This is a genomic window from Cryobacterium sp. SO2 (genome assembly GCF_026151165.2).
In the GTDB taxonomy this organism is placed as follows: domain Bacteria; phylum Actinomycetota; class Actinomycetes; order Actinomycetales; family Microbacteriaceae; genus Cryobacterium.
In genome coordinates this window covers 1,145,130-1,168,779 of record NZ_CP117849.1, presented here as the reverse complement: position 1 = coordinate 1,168,779, position 23,650 = coordinate 1,145,130, and the positions used below count along the sequence as shown (strand labels likewise).

General features: G+C 68.3%; 26 protein-coding genes. 9 read left to right on the top strand and 17 right to left on the bottom strand.

Annotated elements, in window-relative coordinates:
* The first annotated feature begins 109 nt into the window (after positions 1-109).
* From BJQ94_RS05390 to BJQ94_RS05380, 3 genes are all read left to right on the top strand, one after another.
* Positions 110-988 (top strand): LysR family transcriptional regulator, encoded by an 879-nt coding sequence (locus BJQ94_RS05390; RefSeq protein WP_265399613.1) that lies wholly within the window; start codon positions 110-112, stop codon positions 986-988.
* Between the two features lie 353 nt (positions 989-1,341).
* Entirely contained in the window at positions 1,342-2,235 is an 894-nt protein-coding gene (locus BJQ94_RS05385; RefSeq protein WP_265399612.1) for a hypothetical protein, read from the top strand.
* Between the two features lie 100 nt (positions 2,236-2,335).
* A complete protein-coding gene (locus BJQ94_RS05380) occupies positions 2,336-2,689 on the top strand; it encodes a UBP-type zinc finger domain-containing protein (RefSeq protein ID WP_265399611.1) in 354 nt (117 codons plus the stop codon).
* Here BJQ94_RS05380 and BJQ94_RS05375 read toward each other — a convergent pair.
* The gene (locus BJQ94_RS05375) at positions 2,686-3,672 is read right to left on the bottom strand and encodes a WYL domain-containing protein (protein WP_265399610.1); all 987 of its coding nucleotides are present in this window, start codon (positions 3,670-3,672) and stop codon (positions 2,686-2,688) included. The two genes, BJQ94_RS05380 and BJQ94_RS05375, sit on opposite strands and share 4 nt — an antisense overlap.
* 102 nt (positions 3,673-3,774) lie before the next feature.
* On the opposite strand from BJQ94_RS05375, the gene BJQ94_RS05370 reads away from it, so the two are divergent.
* On the top strand, positions 3,775-4,200 hold the full coding sequence (locus BJQ94_RS05370) for a VOC family protein (RefSeq protein ID WP_265399609.1): 426 nt from the start codon (positions 3,775-3,777) through the stop codon (positions 4,198-4,200).
* Between the two features lie 41 nt (positions 4,201-4,241).
* Here the strand turns inward: BJQ94_RS05370 and BJQ94_RS05365 are convergent, their stop codons facing one another.
* Entirely contained in the window at positions 4,242-5,837 is a 1,596-nt protein-coding gene (locus BJQ94_RS05365) for a cryptochrome/photolyase family protein (protein WP_265399608.1), read from the bottom strand.
* Between the two features lie 141 nt (positions 5,838-5,978).
* Here BJQ94_RS05365 and BJQ94_RS05360 point away from each other — a divergent pair, with 141 nt between their 5' ends.
* Complete coding sequence (locus BJQ94_RS05360) at positions 5,979-6,761, top strand: SDR family NAD(P)-dependent oxidoreductase (protein WP_265399607.1); 783 nt, start codon at positions 5,979-5,981, stop codon at positions 6,759-6,761.
* 208 nt (positions 6,762-6,969) lie between these two features.
* On the opposite strand, the gene BJQ94_RS05355 is transcribed toward BJQ94_RS05360, so the two are convergent.
* The 4 genes from BJQ94_RS05355 to ychF all read right to left on the bottom strand — a co-directional run bounded on the left by BJQ94_RS05355 (position 6,970) and on the right by ychF (position 10,222).
* Positions 6,970-7,380 (bottom strand): hypothetical protein, encoded by a 411-nt coding sequence (locus tag BJQ94_RS05355; protein WP_265399606.1) that lies wholly within the window; start codon positions 7,378-7,380, stop codon positions 6,970-6,972.
* 37 nt (positions 7,381-7,417) lie between these two features.
* On the bottom strand, positions 7,418-8,452 hold the full coding sequence (locus BJQ94_RS05350; protein ID WP_265399605.1) for a DUF6545 domain-containing protein: 1,035 nt from the start codon (positions 8,450-8,452) through the stop codon (positions 7,418-7,420).
* A complete protein-coding gene (locus BJQ94_RS05345; RefSeq protein ID WP_265399604.1) occupies positions 8,452-9,063 on the bottom strand; it encodes an ImmA/IrrE family metallo-endopeptidase in 612 nt (203 codons plus the stop codon). The genes BJQ94_RS05350 and BJQ94_RS05345 overlap by 1 nt, the downstream gene beginning before the upstream one ends.
* Positions 9,064-9,148: 85 nt before the next feature.
* The gene (gene ychF, locus BJQ94_RS05340; RefSeq protein ID WP_265399603.1) at positions 9,149-10,222 is read right to left on the bottom strand and encodes a redox-regulated ATPase YchF; all 1,074 of its coding nucleotides are present in this window, start codon (positions 10,220-10,222) and stop codon (positions 9,149-9,151) included.
* A gap of 117 nt (positions 10,223-10,339) precedes the next feature.
* Between ychF and BJQ94_RS05335 the strand changes: the two genes are divergently transcribed.
* Positions 10,340-10,957 carry an exonuclease domain-containing protein gene (locus BJQ94_RS05335; RefSeq protein WP_265399602.1) on the top strand — a complete coding sequence of 206 codons (618 nt, stop codon included), beginning with the start codon at positions 10,340-10,342 and terminating at the stop codon, positions 10,955-10,957.
* An 86-nt stretch (positions 10,958-11,043) separates the two neighbouring features.
* Positions 11,044-12,369, top strand: coding sequence for a DNA recombination protein RmuC (gene rmuC, locus BJQ94_RS05330; RefSeq protein WP_265399601.1), 1,326 nt, complete (start codon positions 11,044-11,046; stop codon positions 12,367-12,369).
* Between the two features lie 390 nt (positions 12,370-12,759).
* Here the strand turns inward: rmuC and BJQ94_RS05325 are convergent, their stop codons facing one another.
* Both BJQ94_RS05325 and phoA read right to left on the bottom strand, forming a co-directional pair.
* A complete protein-coding gene (locus tag BJQ94_RS05325; protein WP_265399600.1) occupies positions 12,760-13,644 on the bottom strand; it encodes an EamA family transporter in 885 nt (294 codons plus the stop codon).
* Positions 13,645-13,785: 141 nt separating this feature from the next.
* Positions 13,786-15,726 carry an alkaline phosphatase gene (gene phoA / locus BJQ94_RS05320; RefSeq protein ID WP_265399599.1) on the bottom strand — a complete coding sequence of 647 codons (1,941 nt, stop codon included), beginning with the start codon at positions 15,724-15,726 and terminating at the stop codon, positions 13,786-13,788.
* 346 nt (positions 15,727-16,072) lie between these two features.
* Between phoA and BJQ94_RS05315 the strand changes: the two genes are divergently transcribed.
* On the top strand, positions 16,073-16,528 hold the full coding sequence (locus tag BJQ94_RS05315; RefSeq protein ID WP_265399598.1) for a MarR family transcriptional regulator: 456 nt from the start codon (positions 16,073-16,075) through the stop codon (positions 16,526-16,528).
* Between the two features lie 30 nt (positions 16,529-16,558).
* Here BJQ94_RS05315 and BJQ94_RS05310 read toward each other — a convergent pair whose 3' ends face one another.
* The 8 genes from BJQ94_RS05310 to BJQ94_RS05275 all read right to left on the bottom strand — a co-directional run bounded on the left by BJQ94_RS05310 (position 16,559) and on the right by BJQ94_RS05275 (position 22,528).
* The gene (locus BJQ94_RS05310; protein WP_265399597.1) at positions 16,559-17,824 is read right to left on the bottom strand and encodes an acyl-CoA dehydrogenase family protein; all 1,266 of its coding nucleotides are present in this window, start codon (positions 17,822-17,824) and stop codon (positions 16,559-16,561) included.
* An 88-nt stretch (positions 17,825-17,912) separates the two neighbouring features.
* Complete coding sequence (locus BJQ94_RS05305; RefSeq protein ID WP_265399596.1) at positions 17,913-18,359, bottom strand: pilus assembly protein TadG-related protein; 447 nt, start codon at positions 18,357-18,359, stop codon at positions 17,913-17,915.
* A gap of 8 nt (positions 18,360-18,367) precedes the next feature.
* Entirely contained in the window at positions 18,368-18,841 is a 474-nt protein-coding gene (locus tag BJQ94_RS05300; protein WP_265399595.1) for a hypothetical protein, read from the bottom strand.
* Positions 18,834-19,244, bottom strand: coding sequence for a TadE/TadG family type IV pilus assembly protein (locus tag BJQ94_RS05295; RefSeq protein ID WP_265399594.1), 411 nt, complete (start codon positions 19,242-19,244; stop codon positions 18,834-18,836). Before BJQ94_RS05295 ends, BJQ94_RS05300 begins: the two co-directional genes overlap by 8 nt.
* Positions 19,245-19,250: 6 nt before the next feature.
* Entirely contained in the window at positions 19,251-19,436 is a 186-nt protein-coding gene (locus BJQ94_RS05290) for a hypothetical protein (protein WP_265399593.1), read from the bottom strand.
* Positions 19,437-19,506: 70 nt separating this feature from the next.
* Positions 19,507-20,442: a type II secretion system F family protein gene (locus tag BJQ94_RS05285; RefSeq protein ID WP_265399592.1), complete on the bottom strand. Its 936-nt coding sequence runs from the start codon at positions 20,440-20,442 to the stop codon at positions 19,507-19,509.
* Positions 20,439-21,299, bottom strand: coding sequence for a type II secretion system F family protein (locus BJQ94_RS05280; protein WP_265399591.1), 861 nt, complete (start codon positions 21,297-21,299; stop codon positions 20,439-20,441). The genes BJQ94_RS05285 and BJQ94_RS05280 overlap by 4 nt, the downstream gene beginning before the upstream one ends.
* Positions 21,296-22,528, bottom strand: a complete 1,233-nt coding sequence (locus tag BJQ94_RS05275) for an ATPase, T2SS/T4P/T4SS family (protein ID WP_265399590.1) — start codon at positions 22,526-22,528, stop codon at positions 21,296-21,298. Before BJQ94_RS05275 ends, BJQ94_RS05280 begins: the two co-directional genes overlap by 4 nt.
* 155 nt (positions 22,529-22,683) lie before the next feature.
* Between BJQ94_RS05275 and BJQ94_RS05270 the strand changes: the two genes are divergently transcribed.
* A complete protein-coding gene (locus tag BJQ94_RS05270; RefSeq protein ID WP_265399589.1) occupies positions 22,684-22,884 on the top strand; it encodes a hypothetical protein in 201 nt (66 codons plus the stop codon).
* Positions 22,885-22,937: 53 nt separating this feature from the next.
* Here BJQ94_RS05270 and BJQ94_RS05265 read toward each other — a convergent pair whose 3' ends face one another.
* Positions 22,938-23,648, bottom strand: a complete 711-nt coding sequence (locus tag BJQ94_RS05265; protein WP_265399588.1) for a GntR family transcriptional regulator — start codon at positions 23,646-23,648, stop codon at positions 22,938-22,940.
* Positions 23,649-23,650 lie beyond the last annotated feature (2 nt).

Genomic DNA, 23,650 nt, shown 5'->3' with positions numbered 1-23,650 from the left:
TGATGAACCGGTGTCTTCCTCTAGCCTGCCCGCTCCACCGATAACGAACAACGCCGATACCGGATGCCAATCATCTCCGGATCAGATGAGTGAGTGGGACACTGGGAGTATGGACCTCAGACAGCTCGAATTCTTCAGTGCCGTGGCAGGGGAGCTCAATTTCACCCGGGCGGCCGAACGGCTCACCATCGCGCAGTCCGCCGTGTCCGCCGGGGTGCGCGCGCTCGAGAGCGAACTCGGCGTGGAGCTGTTCGACCGCAGCCGACGGCAGATCCGGCTCACCTCCACCGGGGAGCTGCTGCTGCCCAAGGTGCGGGAGGCCCTCGACGCAGTGAACGAGGTGCGGGACGTGGCGCAGCAGTCCACCCACGCCATCACGGGCTCCATCGTGATCGGGCTGATGACCTCGGTCACGCTCGTGAACGTGCCGCGCCTGCTCGGCCTCTACCGCAGCGGCCACCCCGGCGTCGGCGTGCGGCTCCGCGCCGCGCGGCGCGGGTCGGCCGACCTGGTGGAAGAGCTGGCCAGCGGTGAACTCGACCTGGCCTTCCTGGCGCTCAGCGGAGCGGTGCCCGCGACGCTGTCTGCGGTTCCGATAGCGTCCTCCCCGATGGTGCTCGTGGTGCCGTCCGCGCATCCGCTCGCCGCGTCCGCCGGCGTGGACCTGGCCGACCTCGCCGCCGAGGAGTTCATCGACCTGCCGCCGGGCTACGCCAGCCGGCAGATCGTGGACGACGCCTTCGCGGCCGCCGGTGTGGAACGCCGGGTGATGATCGAGGTCTCCGACATCGGCACGGCCGCCGAGTACGTGACCAACGGCCTGGGCGTGGCCCTGCTGCCCGAGTTCGCCGCGCACGACGCCCTCAACGTGCGCCGTATCCCCGTGGCCGATGTGCCCGACTTCACCGTGTACCTGGCCGCCTCGCGCAAGCGCCGCGCCTCCGCGGCCGTGCGCGCCTTCGTGCACCTGGCCCTCTCCGGCGAGTAGCCGCCCCGCCGCCCCGCAACTGTTCCCGCTCCGGACAATTGCGCCCGGCACACCGGCCACAATTGTCCGCACGGGCAACAGTTGTGAGCGCGGGCGGGCGGCGGATGCTCGACTGACGCCGGCTGCACGATGCGGCAGGGATTCGCCCGCCACCCCCCTTCGGGAACAAGCCGTGACCGGGGAAAATCATGGTGTTACTATCGCCACAGGGGGTCACAATGACGAGGATATTCCGCCGTTCAACACACGCCACAGGTTCGACTGAGACCGCAACGGCCCGGCGGAGTCGACCCGTTCCAGCCCGGCACCGGCCCACCACCGCCGTCGCGCGTACCGCCCTGATCAGTGCCGTGGTGTTGGCCCTGGCAGGATGCGCCGGCGCCTCCCCCGGCACCGGCAGCACGGCAGACCCGGTCGCGAGCGCGACCCCCACCACCGATCCCAGCAGCACCCCGGTTGCGGCCTGCCCAGAATCCGACAGCCAGGGACCGTGGGGCGACGTCATCGCCGCCGCGCAGGTCACGGACGCCGCCGGATCGTATTGCCGCACCGCGATCGACCCCGCCGCAGTGCCGTTCGACGATGCCGTCGTCGACCTCGACTCCCTCACAACCTACGGCTTCACGATTGACGACGCTCGGGCCGCGCAGCAGGTCGCGGTGGCCTACGTGGCCGAACAGGGCCTGGACTCGACGCGCCTGGACGACTACTCGGTGACCGACAGCGCCTGGTTCGACACGGCCAAGGATGCGTTCTCGCCGGCCGCGCAAGCACGCTTTGCCCCGCTCGTGGAGAGCGACGGACTCAGGGACACCGGCGTGATCGTCACCCAGAGTCTGCCGACTCCCCTGGCCCGGGATGGCGGCCCGCGGGCCGGCAGCACCGACATCCAGGTGGACAAGATCTTCGCCACCCTCGACGTGGACCAGGTCACGCCGCTGCTGGTGGTGCGCGTACCGTTCAGGGCCGCCTACCCCGCCACGGATGCCACCATCGTCGACACGGCCATCCGTGACGAGCGCGGCACCGCCACCCTCACCGAGGACACCCTGCGCACCACGGCGCCCAGCCTGTTCGACGGGAGCGACGAGGAGGGCCTTCTACTCACGGGCAGTTTCAACGTGGGGTTCGGCACCGGTGAGATGACGGCCATCGCCTACATCGGCGCAGCCTGGACCCTCGCCACCGGAGACGGCGCCCTGCAGATCGACACCGTGCAGCCCGAGGTCGACCCGAGTCAGCGCTAGCCGGCTTGCTCGCCGCCGCTGGAATTCGGCCTTGAAATTCGGCGTTCCCGAGACTTCACTGGCAGGACCGGTTACGAATCCCCGGGCAGGAGGCGGAGCGATGGCATCGATCGAGCACGGTATCGACCCCGGGGCCACACCGAGCGGCGCCGGATGCGTCGAGTGCGACGCGACCGGTTCTTGGTGGTTGCATCTGCGGCGGTGCGCCGCCTGCGGTCACATCGGCTGTTGCAACGATTCGCTGAACCGCCACGCCGCCGCGCACGCCGTGCTCGCGAATCACCCGATCATCCAAAGTTTCGAGCCTGGGGAGGACTGGTTTTGGAGCTATGACCTGAATGCCTTCGCACACGGACCACGGCTGGCCGATCCGCAGCATCATCCCGCGAGCCAGCCCGTTCCCGGCCCGGCCGGACGTGTTCCTGCGGACTGGCGGGATCAGCTCGGTGGCTAGTCCGTAGACGCGGTGGCCGCATACCGAACAGCCAGGTCCCCGAAGGCGGCAGCCAGCTCGGGCGGGCCGACCACCTCGACGGTGGTGTCGAACCGGCCGAGCGCCGCGGCCAGCGCCACCCACGACCAGGAGCCGACCTCGTACCGGCAGCGGTCGGGCCCGAGGTCTTCCACGGAGCCGTCGCCGGCGAACGGCAGCACCGCGCTGGCCGGCAGGCCCAGGATGACCGTGCCCCGGCACGGCCAGTCGTTCTCCCGCGGCGAGCCCTTGAACCGGGCGGACACGTAGTCGCGCACGTTGCCGCCGGGCACCTCGCGGGGAGTGAACCGGGGGCCGGTGGGGATGCGCGGAGTGACCCGGTCGACGCGGAAGATCCTCCAGTCGGCCAGCTCGAGGTCCCAGCCGACCAGGTACCAGCGCCCGCCCGAGGTGACCAGGTGGTGCGGTTCGACCCGGCGCGGCGGCGGTGGGGTGCCCGCATCGCCGGGCTGCCGGCTCGGGTAGTCGAACCGCAGCACCTCGCGGGCGCGGATGGCGGTGGACAGCGCGACGAGCACATCCGGTGACACCGGGTCGGCGCCGGCGACTCCCGGGCGGGCGGGGATGGCCGTGAACTGGAGGGCGTCCAGGCGGTGGCGCAGGCGCGCGGGCATCACCTGGCGCATCGTGGTCAGCGCCCGCACGGCGGCCTCGTCGATGCCGGCCCCGGTCACGGCGGCGGCCTGCAGCGCCACGGTGAGTGCGATGACCTGATCATCGTCGAACAGCAGCGGCGGCAGTTCGCTGCCCGCATCCAGCCGGTAGCCGCCATCCGGCCCCTTCATAGCCTGGATGCTGTACCCCATCTCGCGGAGGCGCTCGACGTCCCGGCGCACGGTGCGGTGGCTGATTTCCAGCCGATCGGCCAGCAGCACCCCTGGCCAGTCCCGCCTGGTCTGCAGCAACGAGAGCAACAGCAGCAGCCTTGATGTGGTGGACGTCATGTTTTTCACTCTAGGCGGAGTAGAGGACCGAAGCTGTCCTCTTCTGCTGTGAGCATGGCCGGTGTCCGGGAGAAGCCCGGCACCTTCATCCGAGGAGCAGCCATGACCATCCAGACCACCACCCACCTCAACTTCCGCGGCGACGCCCGCGCCGCACTCGAGTTCTACCAGGGCGTCTTCGGCGGCCAGCTGGTCGCGGTCAGCTACGCGGATGCCCACCGGGTGACCGAGCCGGCCGAGGCCGACCAGATCCTCTTCGGCTCGGTCACCGCCGACGACGGGTTCCGCATCATGGCCTTCGATGTGCCGCCGGCGATGCCCTACGAACCGGGCACGATCCCGGTGTACGTCTCCGTCCGTGGCACGGACGCGGCGGAGATCACCGGCTACTGGGACAAGCTCGCCGAGGGCGCTACCATCGTCGAACCCCTGGCAGCATCGCAGTGGTCGCCGCTGTACGGGATGCTCACCGACCCCTTCGGGGTCACCTGGGTGTTCGACGTGGAGGTGGCGTGGAGCGCGGCCTGAGCTGACCATCCGGGCGGGGCAAACGGATGCGTTCGCCCCGCTCAGCGTCCTTCGCGCCTGCGCGCCCCAAGCAGGGGCGTGCTCTGCGCGACGCCCAGGAGCGCGTCGGCGCGGCGCCGATGGGCATCCCAGGTGCCCGGGTCCATGTTGCCGAGCAGCGAGACCACCATGCGGGTGCGGGGGTTGGCCGCGAACACCGCGCGGTGGTCGTCGATGAACGTCCAGTACAGGCCGTCCCAATCGGCCATCCACTCGCCCGCCGGCAGATCCGACATCTTGCGCAGGTAGTTGCTGCCGGACACGTAGGGCTTGGTGGTGATGTCGTCCCCCGCGGCGAACTGGCTCATCGCGTAAACGTTGGGCACCATCACCCAGTCGTAGGCGTCGATGAACATCTCCATGAACCACTCGTAGACCGCGTCGGGGTGGATGCGCAGCAGCGCCATCGCGTTGCCGAGCACCATCAGCCGCTCGATGTGGTGGGCGTACCCGGTGTCGAGCACGCGGGAGATCACCAGGTCCACCGGCGCCAGTCCGGTGGTCGCGTCCCACCAACCCTCCCCCAGCGCGCGCTGGTGGTCGAGCCGGTTCGAAGTGCGCATCCCGCGCCCGCTGGTTCGATAAGTGGCGCGCATGTACTCCCGCCAGCCGACCACCTGCCGCACGAACCCCTCCACCGAGGCCAGCGGGGTGTCCTGATCGGCGCCGTCGAGCACGGCCTGCACGACCTCGCGCGGGTCCAGCAGCCCGACGTTCAACGCGGCGGTGAGCAGGCCGTGATTGATGAACGGATGCACCGTGGAGATCGCGTCCTCATACGGCCCGAAGTCGTGCAGCCGTTCGCGCACGAACTCCTGCAGATGCGCCCGCGCTTCATCGCCGCTCGTCGGCCAGGCGAACAGCTGCGGGTCGCCCGGAGCATCCGGGAACTCGGCGCTGACCCAGGCGATGGCGAGGTCGACCTCGGGCGGCACCTGGGCGGGGTCGATGTCGGTCATCAGCGCGTCGAAATCGAAGGTCCCCTCGCTGTGCAGCGCGGAGTTGCCCGCGAACCGACCGACGACAGGGGGCGCATAGCCGCGCGGCAGTTTCTTGCGGTTGTCGGCGTCGAACGACCACTTGCCGCCGACAGGTTTGCCGTCGTCGAGCAGGATGCCCAGGCGGCGGCGTTGCCACACGTAGAACTCCTGCATGCGGGAGCCATTGTGGGAGAACCAGTCGTCGATCTCCGCCCGGTCGGTGAGGAAGTTCGGGGTCTCCAGCACGTCGTCGGGGCGCATCCGATACCCGCCGTCGGCAAGCCCGGCGAACAGATCCTGCTCGAGCCAGTCATCGACCACGTCGAACCAGGTCACCCGCGCCGGCCCGCGCGTGCGCACACACTCGGCGAGCTGGTCATGGGAGCTCCGGGAGGCATCAGTCTGCAGCTCGACGACCTCGTAGCCGCGCTCGCGCAACCGGCCGGCGAAGCGCGCCATCGACGCGCGATGCAGCACCAGCTTGTGGGAATGGAACCGGTACTGGCGAAAGAGCAGGTCATGCTCGATGAGCACGAACACAGTGTCGCCCGCCGCGTCGAGGTGCTGCTCGAAGAGCTGGTGCGGCAGGACAAGACGCACATTCTGACCCGGATGCATACCCCCACGATAGGCGCTGCGTCCCGGGGCCAATGGGAGTTCCCGATCGGATGAAACAGGATGAGAATCATCGTGACCTCAGGCAGCCAGGAGGATCGCGCCCCACCCCATCATTCGCCCCGAATCGAAGGAACGTGACCCATGGATCTTGAGCTTGTCGGGAAGACCGCCGTCGTGACCGGCGCCAGCAAGGGAATCGGACTCGCCGTGACCACGGCGCTCGTCGCAGAGGGGGTGCGGGTGATCGCCGGGTCCCGCTCATCGTCGGCCGAGCTCGATGCCCTCGGCGACGCCGTCCGCTTTGTTCCCGTTGATCTGTCGACCGCCGCCGGCCCGGCAGCGCTGGTCGCCGAGGCCGCAGACGGTCTGGACATCCTCGTCAACAACGTCGGTGCGCTCACACCCCGCACGACGGGGTTTCTCGACATCTCCGATGAGGATTGGCTGGCCACGCTCAACCTCGACCTGATGGCGGTGGTGCGCACCACCCGCGCAGCAATCCCCCTGCTCATCGAGCGCGGCGGCGGAACCGTCGTGACCGTCGGGTCGGTGAACGCCTTCCTTCCCGACCCGGGAGTGATCGACTACTCGGCCGCGAAGGCGGGCGTGTGGAACCTGTCTAAGGCGCTCTCCAAGGAGTTCGGCGACCGGGGCCTGCGCTTCAACACCATCAGTCCCGGACCGGTGTCAACGTCGCTCTGGCTGGGCGAGACCGGGGTCGCGGCGACGGTGGCCGCAGCCATGGGCATCTCCCCCGATGAGGCGCGCCGGCGGGTGATCGACGCCGGCGGCGGGTTCTCCACCGGCAGGTTCACCGAACCGAAGGAGGTCGCCGACCTCGTGCTCGTGCTGGCCAGCAATCGGGCGGGCAATGTCACCGGCGCTGATTTCCGCATCGATGGCGGGCTGACGAAGGAGTTGTAGTCCGGCTTATGGGGTCGCCGATAGAGTTGTTTCGCGACCCGAGGCGTCCCCCCACGCCTGGGTCACGTTGCGTCCCGCCGCGTTCCCCCACTCGGCGGGACGTTTATCCCCCCTTGGACATGTCTAACCCTACCTCTTTCGGCATGATGATCACCACCCTGCGCACCGCCCGTCCAGCTCTGCGATCGGCGCGTGGTCGTGGAGGGTGTTACTCGTCCGTCCGGTTCGAGCCGCCGGACAACCCGCCCTCGAGAAGCTTCGTGATCTCTCGAAGAGCTTCTGGTGACGTATCCCCGAGGGTTCGGGCCGCGAAGTTGATCACTCGCTTGACCCGGATCATGCGGACCAATTCCAGCTGAGAATCAATGCGCTCCGGCAGGTCATCATCGGACCCGAGTAGGTACTCCGGTGCAATCCCGAAAAAGTTCGCGATCTCAGTCAGAAGCAGGGCATCACTGACCAGAGGGCCTTCGCCCCTGACCATGTACTGCCATCGGGCCCTCGAGAGCGAAACCTTCTTGGCTTTGAGACCGGCGGCGATCTCGCGGTAGGTGTACGGGGTGTTTCCTTCGGCCACGACAACGTCGAGCAGCAGATTCAGTTTGCGTGCGAGCTCCATCTGGGGAGTGGGTAGCGGGGCCGCCGTCCCATCCGCTTCACTGGGCGTTTTGATACTCATCGGTCCTCGAGTCGTTTGTGGTTGCGCGAGATGCATCGGAGGCCTGGCGAATATGCTCTTCGATCCTCTGGATGAGCGTGGCTTCGCGAGCTGAGAGTGGTTGGTTGGGGTGGAGAAGCAGACTGTCACGAACCTCGACGTAGCGGCGGTGGAGGTGTGCCGCGTGCTTCCCCCGAAAGCACACCGTTAGCCGTGACATTGGCGCTTCAATACTGAGCTCAGGTCGGTCGGCGAGCAGCCGCTCCCAAAGTGGGGTGACCTTCCACAGCAGCCGCCGGCTTCTGCCTGCCTCACTCAGGTTCCTGGACGCTCCGATCAGCAGGCGGAGACCGAGACCAAGCGACAGGAGAACGGGGGCAAGGAGCGGGCAAGCCACCGACAAGAAATCAACTGTCGCGTTGACGGTGGTGCCACCCGCTGCCCTGTTGATCGCCACACCCATCTGAATAACGACGTAGAGCGACACGAATGCGCACCCGGCAGAGATCATCACGAGTGCAATCTTGAGCGAGGTGTCCGACTGACGCGTGAAGTCCGTCGAGCACGCGACGATCGTCGAGATCGCAAGAACGATCAGAGCAATCCAGGTCGTGAAGCTGTAGACGAGCTGACTCCAGTCACCAGGGCCGATGAACTGGAGGTTGTCAATGTTCCAGTCGTTAGTGAAGAAGAGGCCAGCTTGGAGGAGGATCAGCCCGGTCGCTCCCCAGAAGGCGAATCGCTTTCGAATGGAGGTTAGCCCGGCCTTCGAGACGGCCGTCTGGATGAGGGAGTCGAACAAGGCCACACAAAGGATCGCTGTCGCGTGGAAGATGAAATAGGTGATGTCGACTCCGCCTAGGAGTCCGTCAGTGACCGCATACGGGCCGTCGGAAATCAACGACATGGTGACGGCGAAGGCCAGCATGAACCAGAACAGCAGACGTCGTTTTCCGCGGAGCGCGCTGGGGACAAGGAGAAGGGTCGTGCCCCAGAGGGCCGCGAGCACCGCGTATTCGATCAGTGCGAACATCAGAGAATCTGCCCGAATCCGGTCTCGGCCGGGCGCCTGCTCAGTGCCGCGTCCTTCCGAAGGATCATCGCAAGCTCGTCCCCAATGACTTCCGCCATTGCTTCTTCCTCGTCAGTGAAGCTGCTTCTGGAGAGCGCCGAGACGATGGCGTTCATCGGGACGAGGGGTGCGAGAAGTGCAACTCTGTCGGCCGGCATGATCATCTTCTTATGGTTGAGGATCATGTGTCCGAATTCATGATTCACGAACTGCTGCCGGTGCACGGCCGAGTCTGTCGGCGCGTAGTAGATCCGCTCAAATTCTTCACCCGAAACCTCGAGCCAGAGCGCGCAGATTCCTCTGTCCACCAATCCCTGAGGCGCCTGCAGGACGAGGATCTTCTTCTTCCGGAGCTGCTCCATGTGGCGGTGGAGGAGTTCCGAGTTCAGGGGGCGGGGAAGGCCTATCTCCTGCACCAGTTGTTCAGCGCGTTGTTGTCGTGCTGCATAGTCCACGTAGGTGATCCGATGGTCGTGTCGATCCGCTGCGTCCCCCCAAACCGGATCCAGCGCACCTGAGACATGTATGACTGCCGTCAGCATGTGATTGTTCGAGCTCTCAATGATATCCACGAGCCAACGCCGATAGCATCTGCAGAAAAAAGCGGTGACCGGCACATGTGCCGCTCACCGCCTTCAGATTCTTGATGCTGTTTCGCTACACGTTGAAGCGGAACTCCACCACGTCGCCGTCCTGCATGATGTATTCCTTGCCCTCGATGCGGGCCTTGCCCTTGGCGCGAGCTTCCACCACGGAGCCGGCGTCGATCAGGTCCTGGAACGCGAAGACCTCGGCCTTGATGAAGCCCTTCTGGAAGTCGGTGTGGATGACTCCGGCGGCCTGCGGGGCGGTCCAGCCCTTGTGGATGGTCCAGGCGCGCGTTTCCTTGGGGCCGGCGGTGAGGTAAGTCTGCAGGCCAAGGGTGTCGAAGCCGATGCGGGCGAGCTGGTTGAGCCCGCTCTCCTCCTGGCCGGTGGAGGCCAACATCTCGGCGGCGTCTTCTTCGTCGAGCTCGGCGAGTTCGGATTCGAGCTTGGCGTCGAGGAACACGGCCTGGGCGGGGGCGACGAGGGCGGCAAGCGTGGCGAGCTTCTCGGCATCCTGCAGCACGGCCTCGTCAACGTTGAAGACGTAGATAAAGGGCTTGGTGGTGAGCAGGCCGAGTTCGCGGATGGGCTCGACGTCGATCTTGGACGCCGACAGCGGCTTGCCGGTGTCGAGGAAGGTCTGCGCCTCGAGCGCGGTCTTGAGAACGCTCGGGTCGAGCTTGCGGCCCTTGGTCTCCTTCTCGTAACGCACGATCGCCTTTTCCAAGGTCTGCAGGTCGGCGAGCACGAGCTCCGTGTTGATGGTCTCCATGTCGCTGGCCGGGTCGACGGCACCGTCAACGTGCACCACGTCGGGGTCCGCGAATCCGCGGATGACCTGCGCGATGGCGTCGGCCTCACGGATGTTGGCGAGGAACTTGTTGCCCAGGCCCTCGCCCTCGCTGGCGCCGCGCACGATGCCGGCGATGTCGACGAACGACACCGGTGCCGGCAGCAGACGCTCGCTGCCGAACACCTCGGCCAGCTTGGCCAGACGGTGGTCGGGCAGGTTGACGATGCCAACGTTGGGCTCGATGGTGGCGAACGGGTAGTTCGCCGCGAGCACGTTGTTCTTGGTCAACGCGTTGAAGAGGGTGGACTTGCCAACATTGGGCAGTCCGACGATTGCAATAGTAAGAGCCACGAGAGTCCATGGTACCGGCTCAGCCCGTTCGGCGTTCTGCCGCGTGTTTTCGGGGTACTTTCCGGCGCACGGATGCCCGCGGCGCAGCGAGGTCGGTGGCGCGTGAGACCATGAGGCGTGCCCGTCAACTTCACCGCCATCGATTTCGAAACCGCCAACTCGTCGGCCGCCTCGGCCTGCTCCGTGGGGTTGGTGAAGGTGCGCGACGGCGTCGTCGTCGACAAGATCGGCTGGTTCATCAAGCCGCCGCTGGGCCATGACGCGTTCCAGGAGTGGAACATCAAGATCCACGGCATCTCCCCCCACCATGTCGTGGATGCGCTCAGCTGGTCGCAGCAGCTGCCCAACCTCGTCGACTTCGCCGACGGTGACGTGCTCGTGGCGCACAATGCGGGCTTCGACCTGGGCGTCATCAAGACGGCGTCCACCATCACGGGCATGACCGTGCCCGACTTCCGCTACGTCTGCAGCCTGCAGGTGGCCCGCAAGACCTACCACCTCGACTCCTACCGGCTGCCGGTGGCCGCGATGGCCGCCGGCTTCGAGGACTTCTCACACCACAATGCCCTCGCCGACTCCGAGGCCTGCGCCGCGATCATCATCCACGCCGCCGACCGGCACGGCGCCGATACCGTCGAAGACCTCGCCCGCATCTGCGGCGTCAACGTGGGCGTGATCGGCCCGGTCGCCACCCGCGAGCACCGGGCCACGCACGGCCCGATGGCGCTGAACTAGCCAGCGCATCCCCTTTCTGGCGGCCGGCGCGGGCGACGCGCGCCCGGCCTGCCGGCGGTGTCGGTGGTCGCTGTCAGACTGGCCGCATGGACCTCCTCGCGCTTCTTCTCGGCCTCATCCTCGGTGTGGTGCTCGGCGCTCTCGTGACCGTCGTGTTGCTGCAGCGCCGCCAGGCGGGCGCTCGCACGGGCGACGACCCCGCGGTGCTCGAGGCGCGGCACCAGGTCGTGCTCGCCGAAACCCGTTCCCGGGAGGCCGCAGTGCAGTCGCTGCTGCGGGAGGAGCTCGCGTCGATGCAGGCCACCGCTGACGGCCTGCGCGACCAGATCGCCGACCAGAAGCGGCAGTACCGCGAGATCGTCGACCGGCAGCGCGACGACCAGGCCGCCCGCACCGAACGTGACCGGCAGGAAAGCCAGGTGCTGCAAGCCCTGGCCCCGGTGAAAGACAGCCTGGTGACCATGCAGCAGAAGGTCGCCGAGCTCGAGCAGCAGCGCAGCCTGCAGCACGGGGAACTCACCGAACAGCTGCGCTCGGCCACCGAATCCGAGGAGCGGCTGCGCAGTACCGCCGAGTCCCTCGCCTCCGCCCTCCGCGCCAACAACACCCGCGGTGTCTGGGGCGAGACCCAGCTGCGCAGCGTGGTCGAGGCCGCCGGGCTCATCGAGCGGGTCGACTTCGACGTGCAGTCCAGCATCAGCTCGGATGCCGGCGCCGGCCGGCCCGACATGGTCGTGCACCTGCCCGGCGGCAAGAACATCGCCGTCGACGCCAAGGTGCCGTTCACGGCGTTCCTCGAGGCCAGCCAGATTCCAGCCACGGCCACGGGGGCGGATGGCGCCCAGCGCGCCGTGTTCATGAAGGCGCACGTCAAGGCCGTGCGCGACCACGTCACGGCTCTCGGCAGCAAGGCCTACTGGCAGGGCCTGCAGGCCTCCCCCGAACTCGTGATCGCGTTCATCCCGAGCGAGTCGCTGGTGTCGTCGGCGCTCGAAGCCGACCCGTCCCTGATGGAGTTCGCGTTCAGCAAGCGAGTGGCCCTGGCTTCCCCGGTCACCCTGTGGTCGGTGCTGAAGACCGTGGCGTTCAGCTGGCAGCAGGATGTACTCACACACGACGCACAGGTGCTCTTCGATCTCAGCCGCGAGCTCTACTCCCGACTGGCCACCACCGCCACCCACATTGAGAAGCTCGGCCGCGCGATCGAGCGCACCGTGAAGGACTACAACGGCTTCGTGGGCTCGATGGAGCGCCAGGTGCTGCCCACCGCCCGCAAGCTCAACGCCCTCGACGAGTCGAAGGTGCTGGCCCCGCTGGCGGGCATCGAGGACACCCCGCGCGAGCTGGTGGCGTACGAGTTCGTTGCGGCGCTGGAGACAGACGCGCTGGAAGCGATCCCCACCCGCGACTGAGCCGCTCGGTTACCCCACCGAGCGCACCCTCACTGGCCCGTTGCGTGAGTAGTCCGCGGACGATTTGCCAGTTGAGGCCCCTTCAGGAGCCGCGAAGAGGCACGAACTGCCATCTCACCGCGGACGCGCAGCTGAGTTGCCAGTTGACGCCCCCTCGGGAGCCCCGCGGGGGCACCACCTGTCATCTCACCGAGCAGCCCTCGCGCCGAGATGCCGCAAAGTGCCCCTTCAGCGCCCGCGACAGGTACTTTTGCGGGAAGTCGAAGTGGGGTGTCTCCGCGACTTGCCGCAAAGTGCCCCTTCAGCGCCCGAAACGGGTACTTTTGCGGCAAGTCGGCGGGGGTGTCGCTACGAACTGGCGCGCACGAATGGCGCGCGAACGGGGTGCTTCTACGGTATGGCGCGGGCCGTGCGCTCGAGGTCGGAGACCGGTTGCTCGCGTTGGGTGGCGATCGCCGCACCGGCGGCGGCGCACACCACGAAGATAGCGATCTGCTGCTGCAGCAACAGGCTCTCGCCGAGCACCAGCACCCCGAACACCGCCGCGACGACCGGGCCGAAGCTGGTGATGATGGCGTAGAGCCGCGGGGTGATGCGCCGCAGGATGAACGTGTCGAGCGTGTACGGGAACGCCGATGAGAGGATGCCGACGGCGACCAGCAGACCGATGACGCCCCAGTTCAGCGTCGAGTAGTCCACCGTGAACAGCGCCAGCGGAACGAGCAGCACCAGACTGACCAGGCTGGCGATGGTGATGCCCTCCAGTCCGGGCAACTGGGTGGCCACCCGACGGGTGAGCAGGATGTAGCCGGCCCACGCCGCAGCGGCGGTGAGCGCCAGGGCGATGCCGACTGGATCGAGCGTGCCATCCGACCAGGTGAGCAGAACCACCCCGCCGGCGGCCGCGGCCGCGCAGACGAAGTCGAGGAAGCGCCGGGACGCGGCCAGCGCCACGGCGAACGGGCCGAGGAACTCGATGGTCGCGGCCACGCCGAGACCGAGCCGGGCGACCGATTCGTAAAAGGTGAGGTTCATCACCGCGAGCGTGACGCCCAGCGCCAGCGCGGGCCAGAGCCGGGCCCAGGTGAAGGTGACGAACTTGGGCCGGTAGAACGGCAGCACGGTGATCGCCATCACCAGCTGGCGCACGGCCACCACCACCGGCGAGCCGACCATGGGGATGAGCAGCCCGGCCAGTGACGAGCCGTAGTTGATGGTCACTTCGGTGACGAGTTGGGCTCCGGCTCCGGTGAGGCGGTCACGCTTGGCTGTCACTGGTCTCCCTCGCCGCTGGATGCGGCACTCCGTCGACATTACCGAACCGGCGGCCTCCCGCCCGCGCCAGGGATGCTTGAAGGCACCTCAACGGGCGAAGGCCGCCCCGGCAGGAGCGGCCTTCACTGGTGAGCGGGGAACCTAGTGGCTCAGACCGTGGCGACGGCGACGGACCACGAGCAGAGCACCGCCGGCGGCAAGAAGCACCGCAGCGAGTCCAGCCACCGGTGCCAGCTGCACCCCGGTGGATGCGAGGACCTCGACCGCAGCGGCCGCAGCATTCGCGGCGGGACCGGAACCGGAGTCAGCGCCGGGCAGGACCGCGGCGGGGGCCGTGGCCGTGGGCGACGCGCTGGGCGTCGGATCCGGTGTCGCTACGCCGGCTGCGGCAACCGTGAGCACCGCGGAAACCGCAACGCCGGTTTGCGCGCCGGTCAGCGTGACCGTGTAGTCACCGGGTTCGGTCGGCGCGGTGCCGGTGAAGACGGCCTCGCCGTCGATCACGTCGGACACGCCCAGCGGGTCGGCCGCACCCGAGGTGCTCACCTCGCCCGTGGCCTGCCAGTCGGCGGCCAGGCCGGCACCGGCAGCGGTGAAGTCCGCGCCGGGGGCGACCGTGGCCTGGTCGAGCACAAGAGTCGCGGCCGCGCTGAGGGAGGCGAGGTCGGTCGTGAGCTCGAGGGCGTTGGCGGAGGTGAAGAAGAGGTCGGTCTGGTCGGTCAGGCCAAGCACGTTCGCGGCACCAGGGCCGTAGCCGGCGATGCGCACCTGGGATCCGGTGTGCTGCTGGGATTCCCCGGCTTCGGCGGTGCCGTAGCTGACGAGCATGGTCGAGCCCTCTTCGGTGGTCAGAGCCACGCTGAGCCCGGGCGGGGTCGAGCCGACGATCTGGCTGGTGTGGGCGTGGTCGGCGGTCACCACGACGAGGGTGTTGCCGTCGGCCTTGGCAAACGCCAGGGCGGACTGCACGGCCTCGTCGAGGTCGACGGTCTCGCCGATCTGGCCGCAGGCATCCGCGGCGTGGTCACGCTTGTCGATGCTGGCACCCTCGACCTGCAGGAAGAAGCCCTGCTCGCTGTCGGCCGACAGCAGGTCGATGGCCTTGTCGGTGAGAGACGCCAGGGACAGCCCGGTGGCCAGGCGCTCGGGGTTCGCCGTGCAGGAGACCGGGGCGAGGTCGCCGCCGCCGACGGTGGCTTCAGGGCCGACCCAGCGGGTGGGGAAATTGCCCTCGGTGAAGAGTCCGAGCACCGGGGCGCTCTGGTCGGCCGCGGTGATCGCGTCGAGGCCGGCGGCATCGTTCACCAGCTGGTAGCCACGGTCGGTGGCCTGCTCGAAGAGCGTCTGCCCGGCCCAGTCTCCCGCGACGGCGGTCTCGGTGAAGGTGGCGGACCCGCCGCCGAGCACGACGTCGGGACGCAGGGTGAGCAGCTGCTCGGAGATGGACCCGAGCCCGCCGTTTTCGAGCGCCTCCGAGGCGCAGTTTTCGGTGGTCTTCACCGGGCCGTAGCAGCCGCGGGCGGAGATGTGGGCGACCTGGGCGCCCGGGGTGGCGTCCTGGATTTCGGCGGTCGAGACGTCGCCGGTGCGCAGCCCGTTGGCCTTGGCCAGTTCCAGCAGTGTCGACTGCGGGGTGCCGTTGATGTCGACCGAGAGCGAGCCGTTCTTGGTCTTGGTGCCCGTGGACCAACCGCTGGCAGTGGAGGCCGATTCCGAGGCATAGTTCGGGGTGCCGTCTTCGTTGAGGGCGTAGGTGGTGTACTGGCCGGTCAGCGGAAGCGCGTCGATGCCGGCGAGCTCGCCGGCGGCGCCCTCGGCGTAGTTCCGGGCCACGGTGATCTCGCTGTCGCCCATCCCGTCACCGATCAGCAGGATGACGTTCTTGGCCGGGCCGTCGACGATGGAGTCGCGAATCATGGCCGTCTTGTCGCCGTCATTGCGGGCGGCGCCACCGTGGTCGTCGGTGGCGGCGTAGGCGCCGAGTGGCGCGAGGATGCTGGCACCGGCGAGGAGGCCGGTGGCGGCGACCAGCAGCGCGCCGCGCTGGCCCCGGTGGGTGGATGACTTGGCGGCACGGAACACGGTGTTTCCCCCTGAAATCGGTGACTCGGTGTTGTTTCCGGTTCGAAAGCAACGCCCACAAGGCAACAGGGCTGGCACAGACGCCGCCTGAACCCATGGTGAACAGCGGGCGAAATGCCCTGTGCCGGGCCGTTGCGTCAACCCCGCCGCTTCCCACCCGCCGCCGCTAAACTCTCACGGAGGCCGTTCACCACCGGGAGCGGCCACCCTGGAGGAGATCACGCTGGACGCTCACGGTTCCGAGGACCCGCACGGATCCGAGGCCGCTGACGGAATCCGGGATGCGCTCTCACCCAACGGCGCGTATGACTACTCCGCTCAGTTCACCCAGCTCGCGGTTGACCTCGTGCCTGAGCTCGACGCCGAGGCGATGCTGTTGTTTGTTCTGCTTGCGCGGGTGGCACGCGTCACGTCCTACGACTTCGAATCGACTGTGCACCGCCCGGCAGCGTTGAACTACTCGTCGTTCTTCGTTGTGGCGCTGCTGGCGGTCGACGGACCGATGGAGGGATCCCGGCTTGCCAGCGCGAGTGGCATGAGCAGGGCGGCCGTGTCGGCGGTCACCAAAACCCTTCACCGCGACGGCTGGATTCTGCGCACCCCGTCGACCCGAGATGGACGCTCCGTGGTGCTCAGCCTCAGCCCCGAGGGCCACTCGCGCATTCCCGCACTGTTCCGCAGACTTAACGCGCGCGAACAGCAATGGGCGGGCGCACTCTCCACCGCAGATCGCACCGAACTTGTCCGGCTCCTGCGCCAGCTGGCCGGCGGAGCCCCGCCCGACATCCACTCTCGCGCCTGATTCTTCGTCTGGTCACGCGGGTGCGTGTTATCAGGGTGCGCTGAGCATCGCCACCCCGTGCGCGACTGCAACCGTGTAGGGGTGAAACCGGCCGTGGGTGCGCAAGGTGGACACGTCGCGGAAGTAGCGCTGAACCCGGGTGCCATCCACCACACGCAGTGTGCCGATGTGCTCAAATACCGAATCGACCGCGCTCTCGGCCAAGCTCATCGCGGACGTTCCGAGGCCTGCGATCCGGGTGAGTTCTGTTCTGGTGTGCGAAACCCCGGTTGCCAGATGCCGACGGCCGACGGCTGTGTAGGCATCCACGGCAGCGTAAACCAGCGCTTCTGCAGCGTCGGCCCGCGCCGAGGCGAGACCGAGGGTGTACTGGAATGCGGGGTCGTCAGACTTCGCCGAGCCGCTCAACTTATCGGAACCGGACTTCACTACCGTTGTGAATTCCTCGATGGCTGCGCGCGCAGCCCCGACGGCAACGGCGGCCAGTCCCACCGGGTGATACGCCTCAAGGCGACCGAAATAGAGCCCGTCGTTGTGCAGCGTCACACCGCCGGGAATCGTGGTCACATCGTCTCCGATGCCCGCGATCACCCAGGCGCCCGGAACGAATCGTTTGGCAAAACGCACTGTGTTGCTGCCCGATGCCTTCATGCCGAATGAGCCGCGCCAGTCGTCCAGCACGTTGTAGCCCTCCCGTGGGATGAGCAGCGTCACATAATCCGGAGCAGCAGGATCACCCGGCTCGGCATCACGCACCGGAGCCGAGATCATCACGTGGGTTGAATACGGCGACCCGGAGCTGAACGGATAATCGCCGTCAATCATGTAGCCACCGTCAACAGCACGTACGTCGCCCGGACGGGCGAATTGGTGCGGTGCCAGGAACGAGCCACCTGCTAGCGCCTCGCGCTGCACCTCCTCGGGCCAGTGTGCGGCCACTGTGGTGGTGTGCTGCGCCGCGAGCGCAAAACTCCACCCACTACCGGGGTTGCCCGTCGCGATCTCCACGATCACGGCCATCAGCACCGGCAAAGGCAGCTGCAGCCCGCCATATGCGCGCGGGGTGGTGATGTCGTACAACCCTTTTTCGAGCATTTTCCGGTGGATGCCGGCGGAGTAGATTCCGCGATCGTCCGCGGCATCCTGATCCTGCCGTAGCTCCTGGCGAAGCGCTCGTGCCGCGGCAATCACCATCTCGGCGTTGCGCTGTTCGGTCTCAGTCTGGAGCGACAGGTCGGAGAGCAGCGTGGGTGCGACGACAGACGACGATGTTGGTGAGAAAACCGATGAGGACACAGCACTTCTTTCGACGCGAAGAGGGGAGGATAGAAAATTGATCAAAGCTTTGACTAATCCTACGGGCTTCGCGGCAGTGGAACGAATGTCAGTGGAACACCGAGCGGGCGACCGCCGTCACCTCCACGGGCAGGCCGTCGGGCACGAACAGGGTGAGCACCGGCGGGCGCCACCAGGCCCGCAGGGAGACCGTGGCGCTCTGGCCGTCCACGGTCTCGGCGCGCGTGAGCGTCACGGACTCCAGCTCCGGATGCGGCGCCGCGGCCAGGTAGGCCGTGGCGGCGGCCCGGATCTCGGGTGTGGTGAGCGCGGCGTGCAGTTCGCCGGAGTCGATCGCGACCGCGTCGAGCGCGAACGATTCCGCACCGGCGAGCGCCGCGCCATCCGCCAGGGTGAAGAGCTTCTTGCGCTCGAGGTACAGGCTCGTGGCGGCGACCACGATCAGCACCACGACAAGCGCGAGGAAGCCGTAGAAGATGGTGAGCAGCAGGGTTGAGCCCTCCTCGCCCTGCACTCTGCGGCGGAGCCGTCGCATCGGCGCCCTCAGCCCTCGTGCCAGAATCTGGACACGGTCTGGGTCGCCGACGCCTCGAGCGGGATGCTCGCACCCCGAGACCGCGTGATCACCGCGGGCACAAAGGGCAGCGCCACCTGCACCCGCACCGTGACGGTGACCACGCTGCGCCGGGACAGGCAGACGGGCGCGCCCGCGCAACCGATGCTCACCTCGGCGTCGGCCGCGTCAATGCCGTAGTCGGCCAGCCCCACCAGCACCGCCCGCTCGGCCCGTGCTTCGGCCTCCGCCGGGGTGGGCGCCTGCACATACACGCGGGCGGCCTGCCGGGCGGCGCCCTCCACCGCGAACGCACCGCCCTGCAGCGCCGACATCGTCACGACGAGGTAGACCAGCGGCACCAGCAGGATTAGGCCGACGGCGATGAACTCCAGCGACGCGGAGCCCGTCTCTCCGGCGAGCGCCGCCCGCCACCCGGCCAGCAGTGCGCGCAGCTCAGTCATCCGCCAATCCCTCCACGGCCGCATGGCCTTCCACCTCCAAACCCCGATCCATGCCCAGCAACCCGAACAACGGCAGCGGGGCCACCACCCGCACCCGCACACCCGGCTGCCCGGCGACCTCGGTGTAGCTCGCCGAGACATCCGCGGCGTAGGCCGGTCCGAGCGCCGCCGTGATCAGGTCGCGGCTGCGCTCGGCACCGCGGTCTAGCCCGCTGTCGGCCAGGGCGGCATACCGGGCGCCTTCGGCGGCGGCGTCCAGCACTGTGTTGCGGATGTGCAGCGCCAGCGCCAGCTGCAGCACGGCGAGGGTGAGCGCGGTGAGCAGGGCGGTCACCATCATGAACTCGGCCACGGCCGAACCGCGTTCGGTGTCGCCCGGAGCACCGCGCCAGCCGCGGATCATGGCGCGTCAGATGCCGCTGACCCGGTCGATGGCCTGCTCGAAGATGCCGCTGAGGGCCGGTCCGGCCAGACCCCAGATGATCATGACGAGCCCGGCCGTCATCAGAGTGATGAGCACCCAGCCGGGCACGTCACCCCTCTCGTCGTGCAGCCAGGCGCGGATACGGTTTTGAAACTGGATGATGAGACTCACGGTGTCCTGCTTTCTTCTGGGTGGTGCACGGATGGTGCGGGGTGGTTCTGGTCGCACGGTTCGGGTATGCCTAGAAGCCGGCCTGCAGCACGAACAGGCCGGGGAAAATCGCGAACACGATGGTCATCGGCAGGATCAGGAACACCAGCGGCACCATCATCGCCACCTCTTTCTTGCCGGCGGCCTCGAGCAGGTGCCGCTTCGCTTCCTCGCGGCCATCCTGCGCCTGCGCCCGCAGCACCTCGGCTAACGGGGAGCCTCGGTCGATCGCGCCGACGACCTGGTCCACAAAACGGGTCAGCGAGGTGAGGCGCATCCGCCGGGACAGGTCGGTGAGCGCCGCGGTGACTGAGACCCCCGCGTGCACGTCGCCGACCACCCCGGCGAACTCACGCGAGAGCTCCCCCGAGGTGCTGCGCGCCACCCGCCGCAGGGCGTCGAGGATGCCTTCCCCGGCCGCGAGGGACAGGGTGAGGAATTCGAGGATGGTGGGCAGTTCGCTGTCCATCCGGGCCAGCCGTGCCGTCGCCGCCCGTTTCAGCACCGAGTCCCGCAGCACCACCCCCGCCGTGGCGGCGACGACAGGCGCGGCCAACTGCACGACCAGCGGCCAGGCCCGGCCGAGGGGTGTGCCGAGAATCGTGAGCAGCGCGGCGGCCAGGCCGATCAGGCCCCAGGCCAGCTGTTCGGAGCGGAACGCCTCGACCGAGCGTGCCGAGCCGGACTGGCGCAGGCGTCTGGCGATGACGTCGGCGCCGCCGAGCGCGCCGGCTAGGGCCTGGGCGAGTGCGGTGAACACCGGCGAGAACAGGGTGCCCAGCACGGGGATCGGGTCGACCGAGCGCCGGCCGACGACGATGCGCGCCTCCGCCGACACGTCGAGCAGGTACGGCGCCAACCGATTCGCGAGACGCGGCCGGCTGAGCCGCGGGGTGAGGCTCACCAGCGACCACAACCCGATGCCCAGCATCGACCCGAAAAAGGCGCCCCAGGCGATCGTGTTCATTGGAACCACCGGCGTTCCTCGGGCAGCCGCCCCAGCATCAGCATCACCCGGTAGGCCAGCACCGACACCGTGAGGCCGCCGAGGATGACGACGGTGCCCGCGGCGGTGTTGAAGGCTTGCGCGGCCTCCGGCCGAGAACTGATCAGGACGAGCACGATCCACGGCGCCGCGACACCGAGCCGGGCGGCATTGACCACCCAGGACTGCTTGGCCTCGACCTCGGCGCGCACGGCGGCATCCTGTCGCAGCCAGCTGGACAGGCTGCGCAGCACCACGGTGAGGTCGCTGCCGCCCACCTCCCGCGCCATCCGCAGGGTCTCGAGCAGGCGGTCGGCGAACGGGTCGGCGAGGGAGGACTTGAGCCGGTCGACGCTGTAGCCGAAGTTGCCGGTGGCCCGGTATTCGCGTTCGAACTCGGCGAACGCGGTGCGGGTGGCCACCGGCCCGGCCTGCGAGAGGCTGCTCACGGCGTCGGGCAGCGCCAGGCCGGACCGCACCGCCGAGACGAGGTGGTCGACGACGTCCGGCCACACCGTGCGGTTGAGCCGGCGCCTGGCCCTGGCCCGCCACAGCACCAGAAGGGTAGGCAGGATCAGCCAGGTCAGGCCGGCGACGACGGTGAGCGCCCGAACTCCGAGCAGCGCCTCGGCGAGCGCGGCGGCGGCCACGGCGAGCACCCCGGACAGCGTGGTGAACACCGACAGCGGCAGCGACCCGAACCCGGCCTGAGCCAGGCGGGCCCGCCAGCCGTCCAGCAGCCGGCCGCCCCTGTTCCCGGTGCGGGAGGCGGGCCACAGCAGCGGCGCGCTCATCAGCACCAGGCCGGCACCGAGGAGGCTGCCCAGCATGAGGATCATGCCGCTCCCCTCCGCAGAACCTCGGCGGGGTCCAGGCCGGCGGCCCGGAACTTGGCGAGTTTGGTGGGGAATCCTCCGGTGTGTTCGAGCACGCCGTCCTTCATCAGGAACAGCGGACTCGCCTCGATGGTGGCGCCGGTGAGTTGGCCGCTGGGCGCGATGATCTCGGTCACCCGGCGGCGACCGTGCCGGTCGATCTCGCAGTGCACGACGATGTCGATGCAGCCGGCCACGGTGGGCAACACGAAGGCGGAGTCGATGTTGCGCCCGGCCAGCAGGGGCAGCGTGGACAGCTTGCCCAGCGCATCCCTGGCACTGTTGGCGTGGATCGAACACATGCCGGGCAGGCCGCTGTTGAGGGCGATGAGCAGGTCGAGGCTCTCCGCCTCGCGCACCTCTCCTACCACCAGCCGGTCAGGGCGCATCCGCAGCGACTCCTTGATCAGCCGGCGCAGAGTGATCTCGCCCGCGCCCTCCAGGCTCGGCTGCCGGCACTGCATGGCCACCACATCGCGGGCGCCCACGCTCAGTTCGAAGGTCTCCTCCACGGTCACGATGCGTTCGGTGCGCCGGGTGGCCGACAGCAGCGCGTTGAGCATGGTGGTCTTGCCGGTGTGGGTGGCGCCGGAGACCAGGATGTTCTGCCCGCCGCGCACGCACACCCGCAGGAAGTCGGCGGCCGGCTGGGTGAGCGCGCCCAGCGCGACCAGCTGGGTGAGATCGCGGATGCGCCGGGTGAACTTGCGGATGTTGACCGACCAGTGCCGCTGGGTGATGTCGGGGATCACCACGTGCAGCCGGGATCCGTCGGGCAGGGACGCGTCGACGAACGGGGACGAGAGGTCGACGCGGCGGCCGGAGGCTTGCAGCATCCGCTCGACCAGGTCGCGCACCTCGCGTTCGGTGAGCACCATCGTGGTCAGCTCGGGCACGCCGTCCCTGGCAACGAACACCCGAGTGGGCGAGTTGATCCAGATCTCCTCGATCTCGGGGTCGTCGAGGAACGGTTGCAGGGCGCCGAAGCCGGTGAGCGCGGCGACCACCTCCCTGGCCGCCTGGAACTCGTCGACGATCAGCGGCATCGACCCGCCCAGCGCCCGTTCGCTGTACCGGCGCACCTCGTCGCGCACGTACTGGTCGGCCAGGGTGTCGTTGGCGGCCAGGTCGACGCCGTCGCGGCGCACGCGAAGCCGCACCTGCTCGGTGATGATGCGCACGGCCTCGCTCATGTAGGAATCCTGCGCCACGAGCGGTCCGCCGCGTGCGAGTTATCCACAGCCGGCCTTTTAGGGCAACTGGGCGCCCGAAATGTCGCCCCCTACTGGGGGTGCGCCAACCGACCGGATGCGCCGAATCGGCCCGGTCCGGGTTCTAGGTTGGGCATATGGCCCAGACCCCGCCACTGACTCCGCTTGCCCGCCTCCTGGCGAGCCGCGAAGATCGGCTGCGCCCCTGCCGTCTGGCCGACCACGACAGGGCGGACCGCAACGGTTGGGTCACCCTGCGCGTGTCGACGGCGCTGGGTCACCGCGGGTACTGCGGCGCGGCGCACGAGCAGGAAGACCTCGTCGAACGGCTGCTCTGACCGAGAACCTTCGGGTCGGCGGCCGCAACTGCCCCGGTCCGCACAGTCATCCGTCAGTCGTGGGCCAGCGCCGCCAGGTACCAGCGTTCGGCTTCGGGAGTCAGCAGGCCCGGACCGCCCAGCCGGCGCACGAGGGTGACGGCCGCCCCGTCGGCGAGCTCGGTGATGACGGCCTCGGCGTCGCCGGCCCGCACCAGGTCGAGTACCCGCCGGTGGCGTTCAGCCCGTTCGACCAGGGTCTCGCTCGCCGCACGGGCGCGCCGGTTCAGGTGCATCGTGAGCTGGAGCGCGAGTGAGCGGTAGCTGTGCTCCAGGCGGGAATGCCCGGCCAGGCCGACGAGCGCGAGGTGGAAGCGGTGGCTGTCTTCGGCGGCCGAGTCCTCGTCACCGTTGTGCGCGTTTTCGAGCATCTGCGCGAAGGCACCGTCGAGGCGCTCCAGTCGCGCAGGATCGGTGACCGGCACCCCGATCCGCACGGCCATCTCCTCCAGGGTGCGCCGGAGCGTGTAGATCTCGTAGACGTCCTGCGCGCTGAGCTCGGTGACGGTCACCCCGTGGTTGGGCACCGAGGAGAGCAACCCCTCCTCCTCGAGCACCCGCAACGCCTCACGCAGGGGCGACCTGGACACGCCGAGATCGGCCGCCAGCCGGCTCTCGATCAGCCGGCTGCCGGGGGCAAGCCGGCCGGAGGTGATGAGCCGTCGAACGGAGTCGGCCGCGCGCACTGTCGCACTGGCGGCGGGCAAGACCGCGATGTCACTCATGG

Bases quoted from the DNA above. Each gene is read 5' to 3' on its own strand.
- BJQ94_RS05360 (WP_265399607.1), top strand. From the start codon at position 5,979: ATGGATCTTGAGCTTGTCGGGAAGACCGCCGTCGTGACCGGCGCCAGC.
- BJQ94_RS05280 (WP_265399591.1), bottom strand. From the start codon at position 21,299: ATGATCCTCATGCTGGGCAGCCTCCTCGGTGCCGGCCTGGTGCTGATG.
- BJQ94_RS05295 (WP_265399594.1), bottom strand. From the start codon at position 19,244: ATGATCCGCGGCTGGCGCGGTGCTCCGGGCGACACCGAACGCGGTTCG.
- rmuC (WP_265399601.1), top strand. From the start codon at position 11,044: ATGGACCTCCTCGCGCTTCTTCTCGGCCTCATCCTCGGTGTGGTGCTC.
- BJQ94_RS05350 (WP_265399605.1), bottom strand. From the start codon at position 8,452: ATGTTCGCACTGATCGAATACGCGGTGCTCGCGGCCCTCTGGGGCACG.
- BJQ94_RS05370 (WP_265399609.1), top strand. From the start codon at position 3,775: ATGACCATCCAGACCACCACCCACCTCAACTTCCGCGGCGACGCCCGC.
- BJQ94_RS05275 (WP_265399590.1), bottom strand. From the start codon at position 22,528: ATGAGCGAGGCCGTGCGCATCATCACCGAGCAGGTGCGGCTTCGCGTG.
- BJQ94_RS05355 (WP_265399606.1), bottom strand. From the start codon at position 7,380: ATGGAGCTCGCACGCAAACTGAATCTGCTGCTCGACGTTGTCGTGGCC.
- BJQ94_RS05270 (WP_265399589.1), top strand. From the start codon at position 22,684: ATGGCCCAGACCCCGCCACTGACTCCGCTTGCCCGCCTCCTGGCGAGC.
- BJQ94_RS05380 (WP_265399611.1), top strand. From the start codon at position 2,336: ATGGCATCGATCGAGCACGGTATCGACCCCGGGGCCACACCGAGCGGC.
- BJQ94_RS05305 (WP_265399596.1), bottom strand. From the start codon at position 18,359: ATGCGACGGCTCCGCCGCAGAGTGCAGGGCGAGGAGGGCTCAACCCTG.
- BJQ94_RS05265 (WP_265399588.1), bottom strand. From the start codon at position 23,648: ATGAGTGACATCGCGGTCTTGCCCGCCGCCAGTGCGACAGTGCGCGCG.
- BJQ94_RS05300 (WP_265399595.1), bottom strand. From the start codon at position 18,841: ATGACTGAGCTGCGCGCACTGCTGGCCGGGTGGCGGGCGGCGCTCGCC.
- BJQ94_RS05285 (WP_265399592.1), bottom strand. From the start codon at position 20,442: ATGAACACGATCGCCTGGGGCGCCTTTTTCGGGTCGATGCTGGGCATC.
- BJQ94_RS05375 (WP_265399610.1), bottom strand. From the start codon at position 3,672: ATGACGTCCACCACATCAAGGCTGCTGCTGTTGCTCTCGTTGCTGCAG.
- BJQ94_RS05365 (WP_265399608.1), bottom strand. From the start codon at position 5,837: ATGCATCCGGGTCAGAATGTGCGTCTTGTCCTGCCGCACCAGCTCTTC.
- BJQ94_RS05390 (WP_265399613.1), top strand. From the start codon at position 110: ATGGACCTCAGACAGCTCGAATTCTTCAGTGCCGTGGCAGGGGAGCTC.